The following is a 23150-nucleotide window of genomic DNA, read 5'->3' as shown; positions in this document are numbered from 1 at the left end:
ATCAATGTTTAATACTTTAACGCGTAAAGATCAGCTTCAGCATATGGAAAAAGTCGATTATGATATCGTGGTAATCGGCGGTGGCATCACAGGGGCAGGCATCGCCCTGGATGCTGCCAAACGCGGCATGAAAGTCGCACTTGTCGAGATGCAGGACTTTGCAGAAGGCACAAGCAGCCGCAGCACGAAACTTGTGCATGGTGGTTTGCGCTACTTGAAACAGTTCCAGGTCGGCATCGTACGTGAAACGGGGCTTGAGCGTGCGATCGTCTATGAGAATGGACCGCATGTTACTACACCGGAATGGATGCTGCTCCCTTTCCATAAAGGGGGTACTTTCGGCAAAACGACTACAAGCATCGGTCTCCGTGTCTACGATATGCTGGCAGAAGTCAAAAAGAACGAACAGCGTAAGATGCTCAGCGTCGACAAAGTTCTGGAAAAAGAGCCCCTCGTCAGACAGGAAGGTCTGCTCGGTGGTGGGTATTACGTCGAATATAAGACCGATGATGCACGCATGACACTTGAGGTCATGAAAAAGGCAGCGGAATTCGGCGCTGATCCAATCAACCATGTGAAAGCCGCAGGCTTCGTCTACGATAATGGTAAAGTAGTCGGCATCCATGCCGAAGATAACATCGGCGGAGGCACCTACCAGATTCTCGGCCGCCGTGTGATCAACGCCGGCGGGCCTTGGGTTGATGAAGTCAGATCGATGGACACTGTTTCAGAAAAGGGCAAAAAGCAACTCTATCTTTCAAAAGGTGTCCACCTGGTCTTCAGTCAGGAAGATTTCCCGCTCCGCCAGGCAGTCTATTTCGATGCAAAATCTGATGGCCGTATGATATTCGCAATTCCGCGCGACGGTAAGACCTACGTCGGCACGACCGATACCCATTATGAAGGGGATAAGCAAAATCCAGTTGCAGATGAAGATGACCGGAAATATGTTCTGGATGCTGCAAACTATATGTTCCCGGGGCTTGACCTCGATGAATCGAACATCGAATCCACTTGGGCCGGCATCCGCCCGCTCATCCTTGAAGAAGGAAAAGACCCTTCAGAAATTTCTCGTAAAGATGAAATATGGGAAGCAGAGAGCGATCTGATTACAATCGCAGGTGGAAAACTCACTGGATACAGGCATATGGCTGAGGAAATAGTCGACCTTGTCGCTAAGCGCCTATCGAAGGAATATGGGCTGAAGTTCAACAAGGCCGATACAAAAAATCAGCCAATGTCAGGAGGAGATGTCGGTGGCAGTGAAGGTTTCGATGATTACGTCGCTCGAATTGCAGAACGTGCCCCATCGTATGGCCTCTCCATAACGAATGGACAGCGTCTCGCAAACCATTACGGCAGCAATACAGAGCACCTCTTTGAAATTGCCGGTGGACTTGGTGAAGCGTCCGATCACTATAATCTGCCAAAAGATGTGCACGCACAAGTCATCTACAGCATACAGCATGAGATGGCAAACACCCCTCTCGACTATTTTGTCAGACGTACCGGCGACTTGTACTTCGAGATTGCACAAGTCGATAAATATAAAGATGGTGTCATCGAACTGATGGCTGATATATTGGATTATGATGAAGACAGAAAGAAAAAATATGCTGAAGATCTGGAACAGGCTTGCCGCGAAGTAAGGGGCGAGACCTCAGTAGGAATGGCATAACATAAATAGGGCCCGCCTTCAAAAGGCGGGCCCTATTTATGTCTGATGCTTCAATTCTACTTAACTTGATGATTTCCTGAAGCGTTTTAGGAAGTCCTGCAATCTTGGATTCTCAGATTGGTTGATGACTTCTTCTGCCGTGCCTGATTCTGCGATGACGCCGTCATCCAAAAAGAGCACACGATCTGCGATCTCGAGCGCAAAATCCATTTCATGTGTGACGAGCACCATGGCCATCTCATCATGCTCGGCCAAATCCCTGATCACTCCGAGCACTTCTCCGACAAGTTCCGGGTCCAAGGCTGATGTCACTTCATCAAACAACATGATTTTCGGCTTCATCACCAGTGCCCGTGCCATGGCGACACGCTGCTTCTGTCCGCCTGACAAGTTCGCCGGGTAAGCATCGTATTTATCTCCAAGCCCCACACGGTCAAGCATCTTCCTGGCCTCTTCCTCCGCTTCCTTCTTCTTATATTTCTTCACTTTTACAAGAGGCATTACACAATTGTCCAGGATTGTCTTATGGGGGAAAAGATTAAAATGCTGAAACACCATGCCGATGTCTTTCCTGACTGAACGCAGATGTTTTTCATTGGCTCTCTTCTTTTTTCCGCCGACTTCCATCTTCCAAAGGTTTTCACCTGCTACGATGATATCTCCGTCCGTCGGCTCTTCCAGAGTCATCAGCAATCTTATGATCGTCGTTTTCCCGGAACCGCTTGGTCCGATTATCGCAATTTTTTCAGAAGGATAAATATCCAGGTTGATACCCTTTAAAACATGTGTATCTCCAAATGATTTATGGACATCATCGTACTTTACAATTGGTTCCATTACTCACTCACTCCCACTTTCTTCTGCTTCTTATCAAATCGTCTGTTCATCTTGCCCTCAAGTTTGTTGATCAGCAATGCTGATGGATAGCTGAGCAGCAGGAACAGAAGTGCCACGATGGTCAGTGGTTCAATGTAAGACCAAGTCTGTGCGCCGTAGCTTCTTGCGATGCTGAGTATACCGACTACCCCTATCGTTGCAGCAAGCGGCACTTCCTTAAACAGTATGATCAAGTAGTTGCCGAGCATCGGTATCGTCGGTGGTAATGCCTGGGGCAGGATGACATTCAACCATCTGTCTTTCGTTGAAAGGTTAAGTGCGGTTGAAGCTTCACGCTGACCTTTTTCCACGCTGTCGATGCCTGAACGGTAGACTTCACTGATGTATGTTGAGAAATGGATTCCCAAAGCCAACATGGCAGCTACAAATGGTGTGAATGACATGCCTACATAAGGCACCATCGGCCATGCAAAATACAGAAAGAATATCTGGACTATGGGAGGTGTGGACCTTATGAATTCCCTGATCCAGTAGATGATGAGGTTGAATGGCCGCCACGGTGTAGACTCCAGCACAAGCCAGATAAAACCGGCAAGCATTGCCAATAGATAACTTACAACAGTCAGGCCAAGAGTTATTTTAAGTCCTTCCAGAATAATCGGAAATGCTTCCAGAAATGTTTCCCAGCTCCAATATTGTGAATTCATCAGCTCGCCACCCCTTTCCTGGCGATTTTCTCACCTTTTTTAGATAGCCAGATCAATGGCAGTGCAATGATGAAATACATGACAAGCACCATGAAATAGGCAATTGGGCCTTCTGAGAGGTTGGAAGACCTATAGATATCCCCGTAGTAGAGGATGTCACTCAAACCAATCAATGAAACAAGTGCTGTCCCTTTAAGTATCTGAATCGAGTAGTTTCCAAACTCAGGCAGCATCAACCTTAGAGCCTGAGGCAGGATGACTTGTCTCATTCTTTGGAATCTCGAAAGGTTTAATGCGATCGATGCTTCTGTCTGACCCTTATTAATGGAGAGGATCGAGCTTCGCACCACCTCAGACATATATGCGCCATAGTTCAATCCAATGGCAATGACACCGACCCACCAATTGCTGCCAAGATCGATATTAAAGAGCATCGGAACAGCATAATATAACCAGAATAACTGCACAATCAGCGATGTACCTCTAAATATTTCCACATAGAAAGCCGTAAACCCTCTGAGCAGCAGATTCGTCGATAGACGTGAAAGCCCAGCGATGAAGGCCATTATAAAAGAAAATAAGGCTGCGACTAGAAATATGCTGATTGTCGTCCATGCCCCCTGAGATAGGTAGGTCAGTATATTCACCCAGTTTTCAAACATATTTCCCCACTCCTCTATTAAAATAAAGGCCCAGAGGGGTATCCCCACTGGGCCTGAAAAGATTATTCAGCTTCACAGAGTTCCTCGGTCGTCATTCCACCGACTTCAACCCTATTGCTTTCTGCTTCAAAACCTTCGGCATCATCAAGGATCTGATCAATCGTGCCATCTTCTTTAAGTGTCTCCAGTGCTTCATTGTAAGCATCACGCAGCTCTGCATCATCGAGGTTGAACGCCGCAGCACCGAAACTTGGAATGCCTTTGATATCTGGCTGTTCGAAATCATCGACGATCTCTACGTCCTCGCTATCCAATGATTCATAGGCTGCTCTTAGAGTTGCTTCAGTCGCTGCAGTAACATCGGCATTGCCTGATTGTACAGCGGAGAGTTGCCCTGGAATGTCGCCAACCGACATGATCTGGCTTGGATCTACACCCTCTTGATCAAGGAAATCAAACTGCGTAGTGCCCTCCATCAAAGCAACCTTCACATCTGGATTATCTGCTATATCAGCATAGCTTTTAATATTTTTCGGGTTGCCCGCCGCTACGACCAGACCCTCTCCGTATTGCATTTCAGGTTCTGCAAACAGAGCATTCTCACATCTGTCCGGCAATATCGCCATACCAGCAGTAATAACATCATACTGGCCGGCCTGCACACCCGGTATCAACTCGCCCCAGTCAGTTAGATGACCTTCGACATTGTCGATGCCCATTTCAGAGAATACAGCCTTGGCGATTTCTATGGCTGCGCCTTCAAGCTCTCCGCTCTCTGAATTTTCATAAGCATACGGGGGTTCATTTGCAAACCCGATATTTACAGTACCACTCTCTTTCAGTTCATCCAATTTACTTGAACCAGAATCGGATTCTTCTGAATCGCCGTTGCCGCATGCGCCCAATATAAATATAAATCCAAGTGCGAGTAATAGTGGAATTTTTTTCAATGAATTTCCTCCTAATAATTATTTGGATTATTCTGCCATGTAAGTTGTACATTTTTAGTATACAGAACTGAGTTTTCCTGTCAAATTCAATAAGTGCTCCTTAAGTATCGATTGTCCCCTGCAACGTCTATCACTACTAGCTTTTCAAGCTGGACCTTTGTCATTGAAATTGTTCCATAAAAAAAGCACCCCCTCGGGGAGTGCGTTCAATTACATATCAAATTTTAATCCGTCATCATCGTAATCGATCTTGACATGGAGTCCTTCACTTAAGTCGGCTGCAATGAGTTTTCTTGCGAGTGGTGTCTCTATGTGCCTCTGGATAAACCGTTTAAGTGGCCTTGCACCGAATTGCGGTTCGTAGGCTTCCTCTGAGATCCAATCTTTGACCGCTTCGGTGACTTCGATGGTCATATGCTGATCATCAAGACGCCGGTTCAGATCTTCAAGCAATTTCTGCGTGATCAGTTTCATATCTTCTCGGGACAGTGGTGTAAAGATGACTATATCATCCATCCGGTTGATTATTTCAGGTTTGAAGTATTGATGCACTTCACGCATGACAATCTGTTTAGTATCCTCTGAAATCTCACCTTCTTCAACCACTGTATCGAGCAGATGGTTCGAGCCGATATTTGAAGTCATGATGATGATTGTATTCCTGAAATCAACAGAACGGCCCTTGGAATCTGTGAGTCGGCCTTCATCAAGCAGCTGGAGCAGAATATTGAATACATCACTGTGCGCTTTCTCGACTTCATCGAGCAATATTACGGAATACGGTTGACGCCTTATTGCTTCGGTCAATTGTCCACCTTCTTCATGTCCGATATATCCAGGCGGGGCACCAATTAATCTGGAGACGGCGTGTTTTTCCATATATTCACTCATATCGATCCGTATCATGTGCTTCTCTGAATCGAACATCGTTGCCGCAAGGGTTTTTGCAAGCTCGGTCTTACCCACACCTGTCGGTCCGAGGAAGAGGAAGCTGCCGATTGGGCGGTTCGGGTCTTTAATGCCTGCCCGGGCACGGATGACTGCATCGGATACGAGATCGACCGCTTCATCCTGGCCGACAACCCGTTCATGCAGGATATCTGCAAGTTTCAGTAGCTTGTCCTTTTCGGTTTCGACAAGCTTCGATACTGGAATACCCGTCCATTGGCTGACGATATATCCTATCTCATCTTCTGTGACGACTTCGCGGATGATGCGGTTCTCACCGGCACTTTCTTCCTGCAACGCTTCTGCCAGTGCATCCAGCTCCTTCTCGAGTTGCGGCAATCTCCCATGGCGCAGTTCTGCAGCTTTTTCAAGCTCATAGTTATTTTCCGCTTCTTCCAGTTCCTGGCGGACCCTGTCGACTTCTTCACGCTTGTCGTTCACTTTTTGAATCTGGTCCTTTTCACGTTGGACGCGCTGAGCCAATGTCTGCTGCTCCTCGCGCACTTCCGACAGCTCCTTCTGAAGTTCTATCAGACGGTTTTTGGAAACCGCATCATCTTCCGATTTAAGTGCCTGTTCCTCAATTTCAAGCTGCATTACACGACGGTTTATCTGATCGAGTTCCGTCGGATTGGAACCCATTTCAGTTCTGATTGTGGCGCTTGCCTGATCCATCAGGTCGATCGCCTTGTCCGGCAGGAAGCGGTCTGTAATATAGCGATCGGATAGTTCTGCTGCAGCTACCAGGGCGCGGTCCGTGATTCTGACGCCATGATGCACTTCGTAGCGTTCCTTAAGGCCACGCAGTATGGAAATGGTATCCTCCACATCAGGTTCCGGCACCTGTACCTTTTGGAAGCGGCGTTCCAGGGCCGAGTCTTTCTCGATGTACTCACGGTATTCATTCAGTGTGGTCGCACCGATGCAGTGCAGTTCGCCGCGTGCAAGCATGGGTTTTAGCATATTGCCGGCGTCCATCGCCCCTTCGGTCTTACCTGCACCGACGAGCATATGGATCTCGTCTATGAACAGGATGATGCGCCCTTCTGACTCCTTCACTTCTTTCAGGACTGCTTTAAGGCGCTCTTCAAATTCACCGCGGTATTTTGCGCCTGCCACCAATGCTGATAAATCGAGTTCGAAGATTGTCTTGTCGAGCAGGCTGTCCGGCACATCCTTGCGTACGATGCGCTGGGCCAGGCCTTCGACGATGGCTGTTTTACCGACTCCCGGCTCTCCGATGAGCACCGGGTTATTTTTGCGCTTGCGGCTCAGTATGCGTATGGAGTTGCGGATTTCCTCATCCCGGCCGATTACGGGGTCTACATTCCCGTTCCTGACTTCTTCGACGAGGTCACGACCGTATTTTTCAAGCGCTTCGTACTGCACTTCCGGGTTTTGTGTGGTCACATGGTTTCCCCCTCTTGCTTTATTGATGATTTCTTTGATCACTTCCACCTTATTGCCGACTGCTTCCTTCAATATCTGTTCCTTTTCCATGCCTGCGAGCAGGACATGTTCGATGGAGACGTACTCATCCTTCATTTCCGTCATGATTTTTTCGGCGCGGTCCATCACCTGGGAAAAGCCGCTCGACATATATTGTCCGTACTGCACATTGTCGCCTTTGACGACATTGTACTTCTTCAATTTTTCATCATACTGTGCAATGATTTCACCGGTATTGATGGACGCCCTCTCCAATACATCCTTGGCCATGCTTTCATCCACTGTCAGCATAGCCTTCATCAATGCTTCCGATTCAATCGACTGCAGCTTCAGATCAACCGAAATGGATTGCGCCTGTTCTATAACCGATTGCACGGTATAAGTCATTCTGTTGATATCCATATGTTTCACCTCTTTTTAAAATCTGCCGTGGCAGTGTTCTTAAGTAGTGTTTGACCTTTTTTGACCTTAACTATATTATACACCTATGCATTCATTTTTCAAGCAATTGATGGCTTTTAGAGCGAATTTATTCTATATTATAGTATAGGAATTTTAGGAGGGACAGTTTTGGATATCATTGAACTTATACGCTATATCTTTCTTGGCCTGCTTCAGGGTTTCACCGAGCCGATACCCGTTTCATCGAGTGGCCATCTTGTCATTGCACGTGAATTGCTCGGAGTCGAAGCCAAAGGACTTTCCTTTGAAATATTGCTTAATACAGCATCCCTTATCGCAGTCCTCTACATATACAGGGCGGACATCACTGAAATCATCGTCAACTTGTCGCGCTTCATTTTTAAAGGGGCACGTGATGAAGAGGCGGCAGAGGATTTCCGCTATGTCCTCTACCTCATCATCGCCACCATCCCGGTCGGCATTCTGGGTATTCTCCTGAAGGATATCATCGGAGATAACGTCTCCATGCTGACAGTCGGCTTCATGCTGCTTGTCACAGGCCTTGCCCTCTGGTTCATCAAAAATAAGCGTGGTCAGAAGAAGGACGGGGATATCCGCTTCCGGGACGCCATCATCGTCGGGGCGGCGCAGTGTGTGGCACTCATGCCCGGCATCAGCCGCAGCGGCGCAACACTCGTCGGTGCCATGGCGGTCGGCATGAACCAGAAGAATGCTCTGCGTTTTGTCTTCCTGCTCTATATCCCCGTCTCCCTCGGAACAGCACTGATCTCGGTCGACGACCTCGTCAACGATCCGAATCTGTCTGCGTTATGGATCCCTTACCTGCTGGCTTTCATCTCCAGTATGATAGCGACTTATATTGCATTGAAATGGTTGCAGAACATCATGGAAAAAGGCAATCTCGCACTTTTCAGCTACTATTGTTTCGCAATCGGTGCGTTCGCCATCATCTACCATCTCGTTGCATAAAAAAAAGCACTCTGACGAGTGCTTTTTTCATGCCTTTAGCTGACACCGAGCGCGATTTTCGCGTAACGGCTCATTTTATCTTTATCCCATGGTGGGTTCCAGACGATGTTGACTTCAGTCTCTTCCACTTCCGGCAATTCCGAAAGTGCCTGTTTGACTGAATCGACAATCTGCGGCCCCATCGGACAGCCCATTGAAGTCAATGTCATCTCGACACCAGCATTGCCATCTTCATCGAGATGTACGCCGTAGACCAAGCCAAGGTTGACTATATCGATGCCAAGTTCAGGGTCGATCACGTTCTCGAGTGCGCCCATCATGCTTTCTTCCATCATTTTATCCATTTATCTCACTCCTTCCAGAGTATATACTATTAATATATCAAAAAAACCGCACTAGATAAACATAAATGATATGATAGTTTTATGAATATTAACAAGGAGATTTTGCATAATGGAAAAACATCTTATATGTCTCGACCTTGATGGCACATTGCTGACGGACGAAAAAGAGATCAGCCCATTTACCAAAAAGGTCCTGCTCGAACTTAAGAAGAAGGGGCATGAACTGATGATATCGACCGGCCGTCCCTACAGGGCGAGCGAACCCTACTACAGGGAACTGGATATGACCACTCCTATTGTCAACTTCAACGGAGCGTTCGTCCATCATCCAAGCGACCTCTATTTCCGGACGGTCCACGAGGAACTCGATCTCGAAGTCGCCCAGGAGATAGTGCGCCGGGTGCCTGACCTCAACATCCAGAACATCATTGCTGAAGTCAAGGACAACGTCTATCTCCACTATCATGATGAAGTACTCTTTGAAGCCTTCAGCATGGGCAACCCGGAGATAAGGATTGGTGACCTTACTCAGACCATCGAATCGGGGCCGACCACAATACTGATTCAGGCAGAAGAGCCTGAAGTGCCGAACATCAGACAAGCACTTGATGACCTTTTTGCGGATACCATCGAACATCGGCGCTGGGGTGCACCCTACCCTGTAATAGAAATCGTCAAAAAAGGCATCAACAAAGCAGTCGGCGTCAATTATGTTCGTGGCTACATGGGCATCGACCAGAAAAACATCATTGCATTCGGCGATGAGGACAATGATACCGAAATGATCAAATATGCCGAACATGGCGTGGCTATGGGCAACGCCATAAAAGAAATACAGGATGCAGCTGATTATGCGGCAGACACAAACAACAATGACGGCATCGGACAATTTCTGAATGATTTTTTCAAATTACGTCTATAAAAGGAAGGAGCGGTTAATATGAAATTGCTAGTGGACAGCTGTTCAGATATCCCCCTGCAGCAGCTTAAGGAGATGGACATCGAAATGATTCCGTTGCGCATCACCATTGGCGACAACGATTACCATGATCAGTATGAGATTTCGAGCTCGGAAGTGCTGGAAGCCATCACAGAAGGCAAGCGTCCATTGACGAGTCAGGCAAACCCAGAAGATTTCACCAATATATTCCGTAAATATACAAAAAAAGGAGAACCCATCCTATATATCGCATTTTCAAGCGAGCTGTCAGGCACTTATCAGAGTGCCCTGATAGCCCGTGATACAATTATCGATGAGCTTCCGGAAGCGGACATCACAATCATCGACACTAAGTCTGCGAGTTATGGCCTCGGCATGATAATAGAGCGCGCCCATGGATATTTGAAGGAAGATATGGAAAAAGACGTTATGATGGCACAGATAGAACAAGATGTGAAGAACATCCGCCATTTCTTCACAGTCAACGACCTTGATTATCTTGCCAAGGGAGGTCGTCTGTCAAAAGGCCAGGCATTCCTTGGAGGATTGCTCAACATCAAACCACTTCTTCATGTCGAAGATGGGAAACTTGTGCCCCTTGAAAAGCACCGCGGCATAAAAAAGGTGTTTTCAAGCATGACCAAGCACCTCCTTGCCGACAACGTCACACATGAAGTGCATCTGACCCATTCAAATGCGGAATCCCAGGCAGAACAGCTGAAAAAGAAGATACTCGAAGATACAAATGTTTCCGATGTGAAAATTTCAACCATCGGACCTACCATAAGCAGCCATACCGGGAACGGTACTGTGGCAATGTTCTATTTCAATGAAGGAGTGTAAAAATGGCACAAGTCATAATCGTCGGGGGAGTTGCCGGGGGCGCTACAACTGCCGCCCAACTCCGTAGGCTCGATCCGGAAATCGATATTACCATCTATGAAAAAGGCCCGCATATCAGTTATGGAAACTGTGGGATGCCCTATCATGTAGGAGGGGAAGTAGAAAGGCGTGATCAACTCATCGCCGCTACTCCCGAATCCTTCAAGGAGCGCGATGTCATCGTCAAAACACGGCATGAAGTGGTTGGCGTCGATTCGGATGCCAAGACAGTGGATGTCAAAAACCTTGAGGACGGCAATGTCTTTAAAGCACCGTATGACCACTTGGTGCTATCACCTGGGGCCAGTCCCCGGATCATCCCTGCTCTTGAGAATGTCCCTCAGGCATTTGTCCTCCACGCCCTTCATCATATGGACGCCATAAAATCGTATATCGAAGAACATGACATTGATCATGTCGTCGTCGTGGGTGCCGGTTACATCAGCCTTGAAATGGTCGAAAACCTCGTTCAACGCGGCATTCATGTTACGCTCGTGCACCGCAGCAAGAATATATACAAACCCCTTGAGAGCGACATGAGTGATTTCTTCCTGGAGGAACTTCACAGGCACGGCGTGGAAGTGAAGCTCGAAGCGGAAATCGAAAAAGTAGAAGGTGGCACTGCTGCACTGTCGACCGGCGAGGAGATTTCTGCTCCTATGATCATCGCTGGCATCGGCATTAACCCTTCAACCGGATTCTTAGAAGATTCGGGCATCACATTGAATGATTCCGGCCATATATGCACCGATGACCGCGGCCGGACGAATAAAGATTGTGTCTATGCGCTCGGAGATTCAATCGAGACGTTCTATCAGCATGTGGAAGATCGGCGCGTCAACGTCGCCTTGGCATGGGGGGCCCATCGCCTGGCGTTCGTCATCAGCAACCAGATCAGCGGAAACCAAGCCGTACGCTTTGAAGGCCTCCTCGGTACCAACATCATGCGCTTCTTCAATTATGACATTGCAGGTCTTGGCCTATCTGAAGAAGAGTTGAAAGACTACCCTTATTTCACCGTCGACCATACACAAAAAAGCAAAGCAGGATACATGGCAGACAGCAAGCCGATACGAGTCAGGATATACGCCCATAAAAAGGACGGCCGCATACTGCGCGCTTCGGTCGTCGGCACTGAAGGTGTCGACAAACGCATCGACATCCTTGCCGCCCATATCAGACTCGGTGGCTCTGCTACAGATCTCGCCAATATAGAAGTCGCCTATTCCCCACCCTATTCCAGTCCTAAAAGTGTCCTGAACATGGTGGGATATAAAGCCATCGAAAAAATGAATGAATACCGCTGAAAACAAAGACCAGCCGGGCTCCGTAATGGAGCCGGCTGGTCTTTTATTGATCAATCTTCTATCTATTGTCCATGCTGATTACTTTCTTTCCTTTGGCCGGCGCCTTCTTGCGACCAGCCAGACGAAGATGCCGAAGCCTCCGAAGATGAGCAGGCCTGCATATATATAGCCATTGTTCATCCCGGTTTCTTCAATGATGGCATAGAGCTCGCTCTCTTCACGGTCCAATACCGCAAGGAACGCCTCATTCTTCATGTCACTGCCACGGATCAAGTCGCCGATGAGCATACCGCTCAGCATCTTACTTTCATCTTCACCTTCAAAGGGCACTTTTACGTTTTCTGTGGCGGAAGTGCTGTTTATGTTCAATACAAAATCGACGTCTGATGTATAATAGCGCTGCACGAAGTGACCATCCTCATTTTTGATCACTTCGGTCTCTCCTTGGTAGATCTGGGGATGTTTTTGCGTCACTTCATTGATCGCTTCAATCTCATCCACCAGTTCCTGGTCCGTCCATAGATCCATCTGTCTGTGGACAATCGGGATTTCATCGCCGTTCAATGCGATTTCAGTACCATACTGAAACGCGATAGGCCCCTGATAGGCATACAAGTAAGTGGTCAATTGATTGATGCGCGTGCCGGGGAACATATTTGCCTCCACTACATTATGGGTGAACCGCTCACTGAACCAATGGTCTGCAAGAAGCAATGTACCGTCTGTCGGGTAGGCAGGGATTTCACGGTCAGGCTTACTGAAGCCATATGATAAGGCTTCCTGCAGATCATTTGAAGCAGCGTGGTCGAAGCCTTCCAATGTGATATCATCGTCCCCGCTGATTCCATAGGTTGTGACATCTTCAGGCAGAAATTCCTTGGCATCGATGCCATCCTGGATTACCGTCATGCTGAGTCCATCGATATTATAATCCTCAGTGAATTCACGGGCCATTTCCTTGTATCGTTTTTGGTTGTCGGCGTTTTGGAGGTCTATGAATTCTGCATCTATCATACCGTAATAATCCTGTTGGATATCATTCAATACGGGCGCATCAAAAGCTGTATAACCTTCAGCCAAAGTGGCCGGCATATCGACGATGACATCCATACCCCGCTCATGCGCTGCATCTATCAGACTTTTAAACGCTTCCGGTCCACCGAGAGCTTCTTCGATCTCACCATATTCTCTAACGGCATAGCCCAGATAATCATCTTCGGCCCGGTCGAATACAGGAGACAGCATCAAGGCGCTGAACCCCATATCCTTTATGTAGTCCAAGTTGCTTTCGATACCTTGGAAATCACCGCCGAATGGCAATGGTGTTTCTTTCTCGTCAGTTACATTGATATCATTACCGTCATCTCCACTCATGAACCGGTCGACAACGATGGTATAGATTCTGGTGTTGGTTGTCTCTGCAGATGCTGTGTCATAGGTCAAACCGAATGCCATCAACAGCATCGCCATATATATCATAGTTTTCTTCATTGCGATCCTACCTTCTGCTTTTATAGGTTCAGTATACTAGATAACGTTTTAAAAAAGGTTCATTTCAATAAACGTTCACAAATTTCCATGAAAAAAGGCACTCCTAAAGGAGTGCCTCTGCCATTACTGGAACATTGCGCTCAAAGGACCCATCGGCAAGTAGATGCCGAGTGCAATCGTGATGATCAGGAATACGATGAGTCCGATCATAAGATTGCGGCCTGTGCCTTTTTTACGCTGCTTGATGATAGCCATTTCCATCAGGCCGATCGTAACCAATCCAAGAAGGAATTTGATGCCGTAGAGCATCTGGTTGCCACTGCCGAAATCGAGGAACAGCATAAGTCCACTGAATAGGATGATCAGATAGACCAGCCTCAACACCATGTGCAGCGGCTTCGAGTATTTCGATTGGCCATCTGGATAATCGATTGAATTATAAGTGATGAAAAACAGGATGATCGCAAGGACCAGTGCCGTTAAGTGCAGATGTATCACATAAATCTTCCTTTCAAATATGAATCATCAATATTCTATCATATTTAAGAGGAAATTACTTCCCAATATGCGTAGTGAGGGTACCGATGCCATTGATTGCGATGCGCACCTCGTCACCCGGCTGCAGGAATTTCTGCGGATCCATTCCCGCACCGACTCCTCCCGGGGTACCCGTTGCGATGACATCGCCCGGCTCAAGCACGACGAATTTGGAAATTTCCGCAATGAGTTCGTCCAATTTGAGGACCATCTCCTTCGTGCTGCCGTCCTGGCGGATTTCATCGTTCACTTTAGTCACGATGGATGTCTCTTCCGGGTTCGGAAGTTCATCTTTAGTTACGATGAAAGGCCCCATCGGACAGCCACCCTTCAAGCTCTTCGACAAGAAGGCCTGCTTATGCTCCTTCTGAAGATCGCGTGCAGTAATATCGTTGATGATTGTATAGCCATATATATAATCAAGCGCCATTGAACTTGGAACCTTCTCGGCACGTTTGCCGATGACTACACCGAGTTCCCCCTCATAGTCGAGTTGGCTGGTGATATCCTGATGGTTCGGTATCGTTTCCCCATCTCCCACAAGACTCGTCGCCGCTTTGGTGAAGACATAGAGGCTTTGTACCTCATTGTTCATTTCCTCTGCATGCGACTTGTAGTTTCGTCCGAAAGCAATCACATTATTCGGAGGGGTTACAGGCGCTTTGAATGTAATTTCATCGAAAGGCGCTTTATATTGGTCCGGATTTTCGGAAGCTTCCGCTTTTTCCACAAGTTTGCGGACTAATTCCTGGAAGTCGAGTGTATGATATTTTGAGATGCCTTCCAGAAGTGTTTTTGGATATGCTTCTTCCGAGCCGAATGCCTCAAACAATCTTGGCAGGATCCACGCACTCTCTTCACGCTTTACTTTAACGCCGTAATACGTATGGTCCTGATAATAGAATGTTAGAAATTTCATGGAATACGCTCCTCTTATTATGTGTATTTATTATATTATAACATGTCTCTCTCGTTTTTCATGTCATTTTCAGAATTATTCGCAAACAAATACTCGATTCCTTTAACATTATACTTTTCCATGACAGCAGAGAGCACGAGGAGAAAGATGTAGGCTGCTGAAGCAAGCCATATCATGGAAGAAATCTCCATTTCTCCATACATGCGCATGCCAATACCATAGAAGACAAGCATGAACATGATATTCGATAACACATAAAGCGTGACGATGTATCTACCGGCACGGCTGAACACGCCGACGATTCTCGCTGGCAGGACTATAGTGGCATAAGCCAGCAGGAAGAAATAGCCGAGGGCGAGGACAGGGCCACCAAAGTTTTCAGCAAGCAGTCGTCCGCTGTAGCTGCCAAGCGTCAGTACTTGGGCCATCTTCATTGCGATCCCCCCGCCTGCCAGCACGACGAAAAGTACGATGGCCATCACGGGCCCGGCAGCAATCATACGCACAACATCAAGCTTGCCGAAGGAAAGTCCGATGAGCAGCCATGGCAGGACAGTGAATATGAGACCATATAAGCTGCTCAATGCATTCTGTGAAAATATTTCAATATTCATCGCGACAATCGCAAAATAGTCCGTGTCGCGGAAGACGGAAGTGTACTCGCTCACATCCTGCATCGCCGTATAGATGATGTCTGTCGGAGACCCTATATTTGTAAGGAAACCGACAAGTACATTCGTTGTCAGATGTACAGCAAACAAGGCTAAGCCGCTAAACAGCGGTGCGCTCCAGTGCGCCCTCACGAATAATACCGTCACCAGGCCCATCAGCGCCAGGCCGGGAAGGAAATCGAATGCATGGACAAAAAATGTATGCACTATACCCAGGGCCAATAGAAATCCGAGCACCTTGGCCAGATTCCCGACTCCGACCCCTCTATAGGAATGGATGAGATAGCCGCCCAACAGTGCAATCAGAGGGACGACTGCTCCTCCGATGAAGATATCAAGCGCTAGGAAAGTGCTGAGATTGATTCCGTGCAAGTATTCGTATGGGTTCACTGCATCGTAGGGCATCATGAAATATAATCCGTTCATCAGGAGGGCAAGGAACAAGGCAAAGCCAAGTATACTTCTGGCCCTCATATTATCAGTCATCAATTTTAACCGCTCCATACTCAAAGAAATATAGGTATACAGTAACATTTTTATTGAGGGCCTGCATGATGGATCGCCTGTATATGTCCATCTGTGTACGGTAACGATCGATCAGATCATCCACTTCATCCCCCGGACGCAGCCGGTCTGTCTTATAGTCGATGATGACATAGCCCTCCTCCATCTCAAGCAATACATCGACGATTCCCTGGACCATCTGGCTGCTGAAGTCCGAATATCCGATTGCTGCCTGGTTCATGATGAAAGGCGTCTCCGTATATATCTCCAGGCTGTCATCCAACAGCTGGCGCATATCGTCATCAGACATGAAGCGATTCATGTTGATCATCATCTTGTCGCGGTGGGCATCCGTAATCAGAGGGTCTTCTTCAGTATGCACTCTGATCATATCGAGCATGAAATCCTCAAGCGGCCCCTCTTCTATTTTATCCATACCGCTTATTTCATCGTACCGGTTCAGAAGATGCATCATCAATTCGTGCATCATGGTACCAAACACAGGCGCTTCCATCGAGCTGCTCCTGAAATTGGGGGCCCTCAAATTCGGCGTGCGGTCATGCCGGATAACCGCACTATCATCTGGCGGCGTTTCATTCCGCCTTTTTATTTCCGTTACCGATTCCTTATATACGGTGCGCGTCGCCGCCTGATCCGGATAACGGTAAAGGATGCGTTCCTTAAGCAGTTGGTTTCCGCTTGTCTTCAACTGTTCGATGTCATCAAGCGTAATATGCTCCTTCGATTGCCTGACTTCCTTGATTTCTCCGATCTCCGCCATTTCAAGTGTCTGGTTTGGGATCTGATCCAGTACGGGGGCCAGCAGGTCCCTGATGTTCTGGATGGCCAGACGGTCATCTGCATGGACCATGCCGCCTTCATAGCTGAACTTATCCTTCCGTTCATCTTTATAGACAAGTGGAATGATGAGCTGGTGGACTGCACGGGTCAGCGCCACATAGACGAGACGCATCTCCTCACTGATCCGCTCACGGCGGACCATCCGCCTAAGGACTTCCGAATGGATGCTTGGAAGTACTGCCTGATGCTTCGGCATATAGCGTTTGAATGCGATGCCCGCATCAGGGTGCACTGCCGCCTTCCTTGACAGATCCATCATATTCAGTTGGCGATGGAGACCCGCATAGATGACATAGCCGAACTCCAGACCTTTCGATGCATGGATGGTCATGACGCGCAATGTGTCATCTCCATCTGAGACTGTATTCTCCTCCCCGAAATCCTGACCATCTTGGATCATGCGGTGAATGTACGCAATAAAGTCATAAAGTGACAGATGCGACATCTTTTCAAACTCCATGGCTTTTTCGATGAAGCCGTTCAGGTTCGCCCGCCGGGTCAGACCGCCACGCATGCCTGCGAAATATTCCAGTATATTCAGTTCGGCATAGATTTCATCGATGAGTTCCGGCACGCTCATATACCGTGCGTGGGAACGGAACATTTCAAGCGCCTCGCTCAGGATTCCTATCTTTTTCATGACGACTGCAGAGCCTTCATATGTCAACACTGCCTCATACAAGTAATCCTCGTCCGAACGTGCCCGGATTTCAGCAATATCATCTTCCGAAAAGTCGAACATGGGGAGCCTCATTACACCGACGAGATGGTCGTCCTGCAGCGGATTGTCGATGATCGACAGCAGGCTGATCATCGTGCGGATTTCAAGAGTATCCAAGTAACCCGAACGGTTGTTGACAAAAACAGGCAGCTCAGCTGCAGACAGCAGTTTGCGGTACGCTTCATTATCCCGCGTATTGCGGGTCAGAATCACGATATCCTGATAGTCGACGCCTTTCTTCCTGAGCTTGCGGACGATTTCTGCAATATGGAGGATCTCCGCATCACTCCCCGTCCCTTCCGCATTTTCTATAATGTGGCATTCCGATGCCAGCGGTGGGGCATCCAGATAGTTCCCTTGAACAAGCCGATGGGTTTCGTCGTAATCGACTTCCCCGACTTCCTTGTCCATAATACGTCCGAACACATCATTCGTCACATCAATGACTTCCCCCCGTGAACGGAAGTTATGGTTCAGACTGATCAGCCTGCCGCTTCCCGGATTTTTGAAGCGTTCCGCCTTCTCAATGAATAGTGAAGGGTCTGCCTGCCTGAATTTATAGATGGACTGTTTCACATCCCCTACCATAAATAGGTTGCCGTCCTGTTCGTCCCCCGACTTCAGCGATTGTATAATCGCTTCCTGCACACGGTTGACATCCTGATATTCATCGATCATGACTTCCTTGAACTGTGCACGGTAGCGGCGTCTGATGTCACCATCTTCAGCACCCAATATGGCCAGGGCATAATGTTCATAGTCCGAAAAGTCCATTTCATTGCGTGCCCTCTTTTCGCTCTGGAACCGTTCGAGTACTTCCAGTGCGATTTCAATCAATGTGTTCCTTATGCCATTGAGGGGCGACAACTCCTCCTTGACGAGGGAGAAGGTGTAGGCGGGTAGTTCACGTATTTCCTGGTACCGCTTCTTAACCCGGTTCTGGACGTCGAGCAATCGTTTTTTCTCATCTTCATCTTCGATATTGCGGATGAACGCCGAGCGGCCGTCCTTGAGCATATAGAGCGGGAGCTCGACCGGCTCACCGTTGCCGTTGGTCTCCATCGCTTGGCGCACACTCTTCTCAAGTGTTTCCAGCCCGTCAAAGGCATCCCGCACTTGCGTTTCTTTTATGGAAGTGTGTACCGCTGTCCTGTAATGCTCAAAAAGCCGTTCAATATCCGGGTACAGTGCGGCGAGCTTCAGGCTGACATCATGGTTGTGGGAGGCCAGTATGCCCTGAAGATACGCTTCATCCTGATACTGGTCCAGGTTCTCCTCGAGATACCCTCTCGGATCTGGACTCGCCACAGCGGTATGGTACAAATCCCGTATCGTGTTCTGGAGCCCGTCGTTGCTCTTGTCGGATGACAGCATCATAGCCAGCTGGTTGAAATCCGTATCCGCTTTTTTATAATAGGTTTCCAAAACATTCGAAATGGCCTGTTCAAGCCTGATTTTCATTTCGACATCACCCAATGTGCGCATATCAGGCGGCAGTCCGATTGCATTATAGTGCATCTGGATAAGATGTAGGCAGAAGCTGTGGAGCGTCTTGATATGGGCTTCTTTGAGCTTCAGGATTTCTGCATATATGGCCGGGTCGCGCTTATCCTGGTAGGCTGCCTGCAGCGCCGCCTCGATTTTATCTTTCATGTCCCGGGCGCTCATATTGGTGAATGTCGCCACGAACACTTCATCGATGCTGTATTTCCCGCTGAGCACCTTACGGATGATACGTTCGACGAGGACGGTGGTCTTACCGCTTCCCGCTGCCGCCGCCACCAATACATCAGACCCCTCATATTCAATTGCCTCGAGCTGTCTATCCGTCCACTGGACCATCTATGGCCACCTCGCTTTCAAATTCACCTATCGATTCTTCATCATAGGCGCTGACTCTTATATCTTCACGGTTCATCAGAGCATCGATATGGCATGCCGACTTGAAGTCGCACATCTCACAAGGCAGCCTTCCGCCTTCCATCTCCATCGGCGATACGCGGACATCACCACTGTAGATTTTGTCAGTTGCCTCCCGGTACATCCCCAATACGTGCGTCGCATAATGGGTAAACAGATGAGGACTCATATACCGGTGCCGGGTCCGGCCGTTGATCTTCCCATTCTTCGTGACCGATACGGGGAGGTAGCGGCCATATTCCTTGAAATCTTCAAATTCCGACAGCATGCCCTGGATGCCGATGGAACGCTCGTCGATGATGCCGTCATATTCTGGATGCTCGTTGATGAACATCCCGTCTGGGCGCATGCGCTTTTGGCGTTCCGTTTCGACCGTCTCGAGCGAGGCTTCATCATCAAGCGCAATGAGCGGATCACGCACCGGAAAGAACAACATGCTGTTTGGCATTATCTTTTCTTTGCCGAAATGCTCAGGACCATGCTTCATCAGCACGTACATATAGGTGATCATCTGAAGTTCAAGCCCGTTCAATATGCCTGCACGGGATATGCTCCTCGTACTCGACTTATAGTCGATCAGATTGACGTATGCAGAGTCCCCGATGTCATACATGTCGATGCGATCGATCTTTCCGCGCAGAAGGATCTTGTAGCCGTCATCCGACGTCAGCGTCACCGCTTCCATTTCACTGTCTCTGAAGCCGAACGACAGCTCTGCATCCTTTATCTCGTATTCTCCACTCGCTTCCATATCCTTCATGAAGAGTAATAGGCGCATGATGGCATCCCCGGCACGCTTTTTCAAGGACTGGTAGTAGCCTGTGCGCTCGAATATACCGTATTGGATCGCTTTGGAAAACCGTTCTATCCCGTGGTCCACGGCGCGCTCTATAGTCTCTTCCTCATGCAGCAGCGTATAGTCCAGTTGCTTCACGACGTCATACAGCACCTCGTGGTACAAGTTGCCGAGCTCAAGTGGCGCCACCTCATACGGCTTGCGTATCCGGAGCTTCAGTCCATAGCGGCTGAAATGTTGGAATGGGCATCTGAAATACGATTCGAATCTCGACACACTGGCCTTCATCTCATTGGAGTAGAGCGCTTCCGCTGTCTCCCGTGCCAGCGGCTCTGCCCGATTGTCATGCGTAAGGTTACGCCTGAGGCGGGGATAGACATCATGCCAACGTTCCTCGGCCACTATCTGATAGGCCTCAATCCATCCCCTGTACTCCGGCAGCGAAAGGAATGCTTTTGGTCCGTCGACCGGAGCCGTCATCATTTCACGCATCTTAAGATGCAGTAAAGGCTCCATGCTGTCGATCGAAGTAATCAGGCGCCTTGGTGCGAAGCGGTCATATTCATTGGTCTTCCGGTATTCATAGTGCCTGACGCCTGCTTCTCCCGGCAGCAGTTCCGCCATGAAGGGGCTGATCTTGGTGCCGTCCCCTGACGGCAATGTATTCGACCAACTCAAATACAATCCTTCAGTCGCCCTTGTCACACCCAGGTAGAAGACGAAGCGCTCATCTTGGGCCAAAGTCCGGGAGCTCGGTGACAGTTCGATATCGGCATGCTCAAATACCACTTTTTCTTCATCTGTAATGATGTCCGTGCTTGTCGTCTCACGTGGCATGACGTCACGGTTCAAGCCGATCATGAAGATGTACTTTTTGTTCTCCACCTTGGAGAGGTCGAGTGACCCCACCATCACCTGGTCGATGGTTGAAGGCAATAGACTGAACTCTGCATTTTTTAAGCCATCGATGAGCGTTTCATAGAAGATGGTGAAGGAGACTTCTTCATCATCAAAGACGACATAGGCATCATCGAGTAGGCGGATGAACATATTGTAGGCCTGTTCCGTCTCGTCCCGCCTTCCGACTTCACCTGCCGCATCAAGCTGCTCGATCTCGCCGACCAGCCTGTCTGCGATTCCTTCATCAATGATGAAATCATAGATGATGCCGATATAACTGCGCACCGTATCCGCTTCCCTGAATGCCTGATACAATGTTTCAAGCCGTGTCAGCATACGGTTCTTGAAGTCGATCATGCCTGCATGCTCTTCCCCTCTATCGACGCGCCGCACCCCAAAGTCGGTGACTTCAGTCTGATAGCGGAAATGGTCATCATCGAACAGTTGGGTCCCTTCGATGCCGCGTTCCAATATGAAGTTCTCAAGCAGGTCGACATAACCGCGTTCAGCCTCTTCATGCAAGTATCCGGCCTTCAGCACGTTCATGAATGCAGAAGCCTCATAATGCTTCATGTAGCACTCGAGCAGTCCCATCACAAACTGGATGAATGGATGCTTATACATTGGTATCTTGCGGTCTATATGATAGGCGATATCGTAGCGCCTGAACACAGACTGGAGGACGGGTTCGTAGTTAGGATCCCGGTGGAGCACACCTATATCCTTATAGGCCGCTTTTCCCTGAAAGACGAGATCCTCTATTTCACGCGCCACATCGTTGACTTCCTCAGTCACCGTCGGTGCTTCGGTAAAGGTAACGCCGTCATAGTCGAACATCTTCTGATTCTGATCGAAGTAGCGTTCTATCTGGATCAGTCCGGCCCTATCCGAGCGTCTGAAATCTTCACCGAAGTGCGTGAAATCAAGCTTGTTATGCCCCATGTAGTAGCGCAGGCGCTCGATCACCGCATCAGTTTTCCGAAAAAGCTGTTTGTTCGTGCCCTCGTGTGTAAGCAGCAGATTGATCGTCCGCACCCTTGTCTCAAGTGCCTGGATCAATGCAAATTCGCTTTCCGTAAAGTTATGGAAGCCATCTATGTAGATAACGGCATCTTCAAGTGACCGGATCGGCACATCTGAATACAACAGTTCAATGAATTGATCTGCTATGTTGATATCCTCTATCTGAAGTTCGTTGATGCGGTCTTCCCATCTGCGGTAGATCATCTCCAAGTCGTGCATCTTATCGGCGACACGGCCAGGTGGCGCATCTATCCGCTCGAAATCATCAGGCGCCACCCGGTAGGCCCTCAATTCACTCAGCATATCCAAAACCTTATCCGAAAACTTTATGTACTGTGCGCTGTTTTTATAGAAGCGGAGCGCCTGCTTCATCTCATTCATCATCTTGTGGAGCAGCATGATGTGCCCGCCTGACGATAGAGCATCACGCGTCGAATGCCCGGTTTCATTAAACACATGCCACATGAGCCGGGTAAAGCTGAAGACAGCTGTACGCAGGCTGCCGACACCTGGATTCTCCACTGTCGGATTGGTGATTATGTTCTCATACCGCAATGTGTTCTGGGTAGGTGTCACTATATATATGCTGGAGCCAAGAGGCGCCATCTTTGTAATCTGGCCGATTTCATCGAACATCTGCCTGGTCTTCCCTGTGCCGCTCACTCCAGTCCAAATATTGATTCCCATATACTCACTCCTTCAAGTAGACAA

At 48.4% G+C, this 23150-nt stretch carries 17 protein-coding genes; 5 read left to right on the top strand and 12 right to left on the bottom strand.

The features are described from left to right. The first annotated feature begins 4 nt into the window (after positions 1–4). Positions 5–1678: a glycerol-3-phosphate dehydrogenase/oxidase gene (locus ACZ43I_RS02665; RefSeq protein WP_344704177.1), complete on the top strand. Its 1674-nt coding sequence runs from the start codon at positions 5–7 to the stop codon at positions 1676–1678. Positions 1679–1738: 60 nt separating this feature from the next. Here the strand turns inward: ACZ43I_RS02665 and ACZ43I_RS02660 are convergent, their stop codons facing one another. The 5 genes from ACZ43I_RS02660 to clpB all read right to left on the bottom strand — a co-directional run bounded on the left by ACZ43I_RS02660 (position 1739) and on the right by clpB (position 7633). Further along, entirely contained in the window at positions 1739–2515 is a 777-nt protein-coding gene (locus tag ACZ43I_RS02660; protein ID WP_344704179.1) for an amino acid ABC transporter ATP-binding protein, read from the bottom strand. Beyond that, a complete protein-coding gene (locus ACZ43I_RS02655) occupies positions 2515–3222 on the bottom strand; it encodes an amino acid ABC transporter permease (protein ID WP_344704181.1) in 708 nt (235 codons plus the stop codon). Before ACZ43I_RS02655 ends, ACZ43I_RS02660 begins: the two co-directional genes overlap by 1 nt. Further along, positions 3222–3884, bottom strand: coding sequence for an ectoine/hydroxyectoine ABC transporter permease subunit EhuC (gene ehuC / locus ACZ43I_RS02650; protein WP_344704183.1), 663 nt, complete (start codon positions 3882–3884; stop codon positions 3222–3224). Before ehuC ends, ACZ43I_RS02655 begins: the two co-directional genes overlap by 1 nt. Positions 3885–3946: 62 nt before the next feature. Continuing rightward, complete coding sequence (gene ehuB, locus ACZ43I_RS02645) at positions 3947–4834, bottom strand: ectoine/hydroxyectoine ABC transporter substrate-binding protein EhuB (RefSeq protein WP_344704185.1); 888 nt, start codon at positions 4832–4834, stop codon at positions 3947–3949. Between the two features lie 210 nt (positions 4835–5044). Continuing rightward, complete coding sequence (gene clpB, locus ACZ43I_RS02640; protein ID WP_344704187.1) at positions 5045–7633, bottom strand: ATP-dependent chaperone ClpB; 2589 nt, start codon at positions 7631–7633, stop codon at positions 5045–5047. Positions 7634–7801: 168 nt separating this feature from the next. Here clpB and ACZ43I_RS02635 point away from each other — a divergent pair, with 168 nt between their 5' ends. Further along, on the top strand, positions 7802–8623 hold the full coding sequence (locus ACZ43I_RS02635) for an undecaprenyl-diphosphate phosphatase (protein ID WP_344704189.1): 822 nt from the start codon (positions 7802–7804) through the stop codon (positions 8621–8623). A gap of 35 nt (positions 8624–8658) precedes the next feature. Here the strand turns inward: ACZ43I_RS02635 and ACZ43I_RS02630 are convergent, their stop codons facing one another. Further along, positions 8659–8967, bottom strand: a complete 309-nt coding sequence (locus tag ACZ43I_RS02630; protein ID WP_344704190.1) for a metal-sulfur cluster assembly factor — start codon at positions 8965–8967, stop codon at positions 8659–8661. Between the two features lie 109 nt (positions 8968–9076). Between ACZ43I_RS02630 and ACZ43I_RS02625 the strand changes: the two genes are divergently transcribed. From ACZ43I_RS02625 to ACZ43I_RS02615, 3 genes are read left to right on the top strand one after another with little or no spacing between them, the layout of a single operon-like run. Further along, positions 9077–9889 (top strand): Cof-type HAD-IIB family hydrolase, encoded by an 813-nt coding sequence (locus ACZ43I_RS02625; RefSeq protein ID WP_344704192.1) that lies wholly within the window; start codon positions 9077–9079, stop codon positions 9887–9889. A gap of 18 nt (positions 9890–9907) precedes the next feature. After that, positions 9908–10750 (top strand): DegV family protein, encoded by an 843-nt coding sequence (locus tag ACZ43I_RS02620; protein ID WP_344704194.1) that lies wholly within the window; start codon positions 9908–9910, stop codon positions 10748–10750. A gap of 2 nt (positions 10751–10752) precedes the next feature. Next, on the top strand, positions 10753–12096 hold the full coding sequence (locus ACZ43I_RS02615; RefSeq protein ID WP_344704196.1) for a CoA-disulfide reductase: 1344 nt from the start codon (positions 10753–10755) through the stop codon (positions 12094–12096). A 78-nt stretch (positions 12097–12174) separates the two neighbouring features. Here ACZ43I_RS02615 and ACZ43I_RS02610 read toward each other — a convergent pair whose 3' ends face one another. The 6 genes from ACZ43I_RS02610 to ACZ43I_RS02585 all read right to left on the bottom strand — a co-directional run bounded on the left by ACZ43I_RS02610 (position 12175) and on the right by ACZ43I_RS02585 (position 23126). Then, on the bottom strand, positions 12175–13587 hold the full coding sequence (locus ACZ43I_RS02610; protein ID WP_344704198.1) for an alpha-amylase family glycosyl hydrolase: 1413 nt from the start codon (positions 13585–13587) through the stop codon (positions 12175–12177). Positions 13588–13710: 123 nt separating this feature from the next. Further along, a complete protein-coding gene (locus ACZ43I_RS02605; protein ID WP_344704200.1) occupies positions 13711–14085 on the bottom strand; it encodes a YisL family protein in 375 nt (124 codons plus the stop codon). 55 nt (positions 14086–14140) lie between these two features. Next, complete coding sequence (locus ACZ43I_RS02600; protein WP_344704202.1) at positions 14141–15043, bottom strand: fumarylacetoacetate hydrolase family protein; 903 nt, start codon at positions 15041–15043, stop codon at positions 14141–14143. 35 nt (positions 15044–15078) lie between these two features. Next, positions 15079–16200, bottom strand: a complete 1122-nt coding sequence (locus ACZ43I_RS02595) for a DUF418 domain-containing protein (RefSeq protein WP_344704204.1) — start codon at positions 16198–16200, stop codon at positions 15079–15081. Then, on the bottom strand, positions 16193–19642 hold the full coding sequence (gene addA / locus ACZ43I_RS02590) for a helicase-exonuclease AddAB subunit AddA (RefSeq protein ID WP_344704206.1): 3450 nt from the start codon (positions 19640–19642) through the stop codon (positions 16193–16195). Before addA ends, ACZ43I_RS02595 begins: the two co-directional genes overlap by 8 nt. Then, positions 19623–23126 carry a PD-(D/E)XK nuclease family protein gene (locus ACZ43I_RS02585; protein ID WP_344704208.1) on the bottom strand — a complete coding sequence of 1168 codons (3504 nt, stop codon included), beginning with the start codon at positions 23124–23126 and terminating at the stop codon, positions 19623–19625. The genes addA and ACZ43I_RS02585 overlap by 20 nt, the downstream gene beginning before the upstream one ends. Between the last annotated feature and the right edge of the window lie 24 nt (positions 23127–23150).

This window comes from Salinicoccus jeotgali (genome assembly GCF_055379195.1).
The sequence above is the reverse complement of the archived record's forward strand: the minus strand, read 5'-3'. Positions and strand labels throughout refer to the sequence as shown.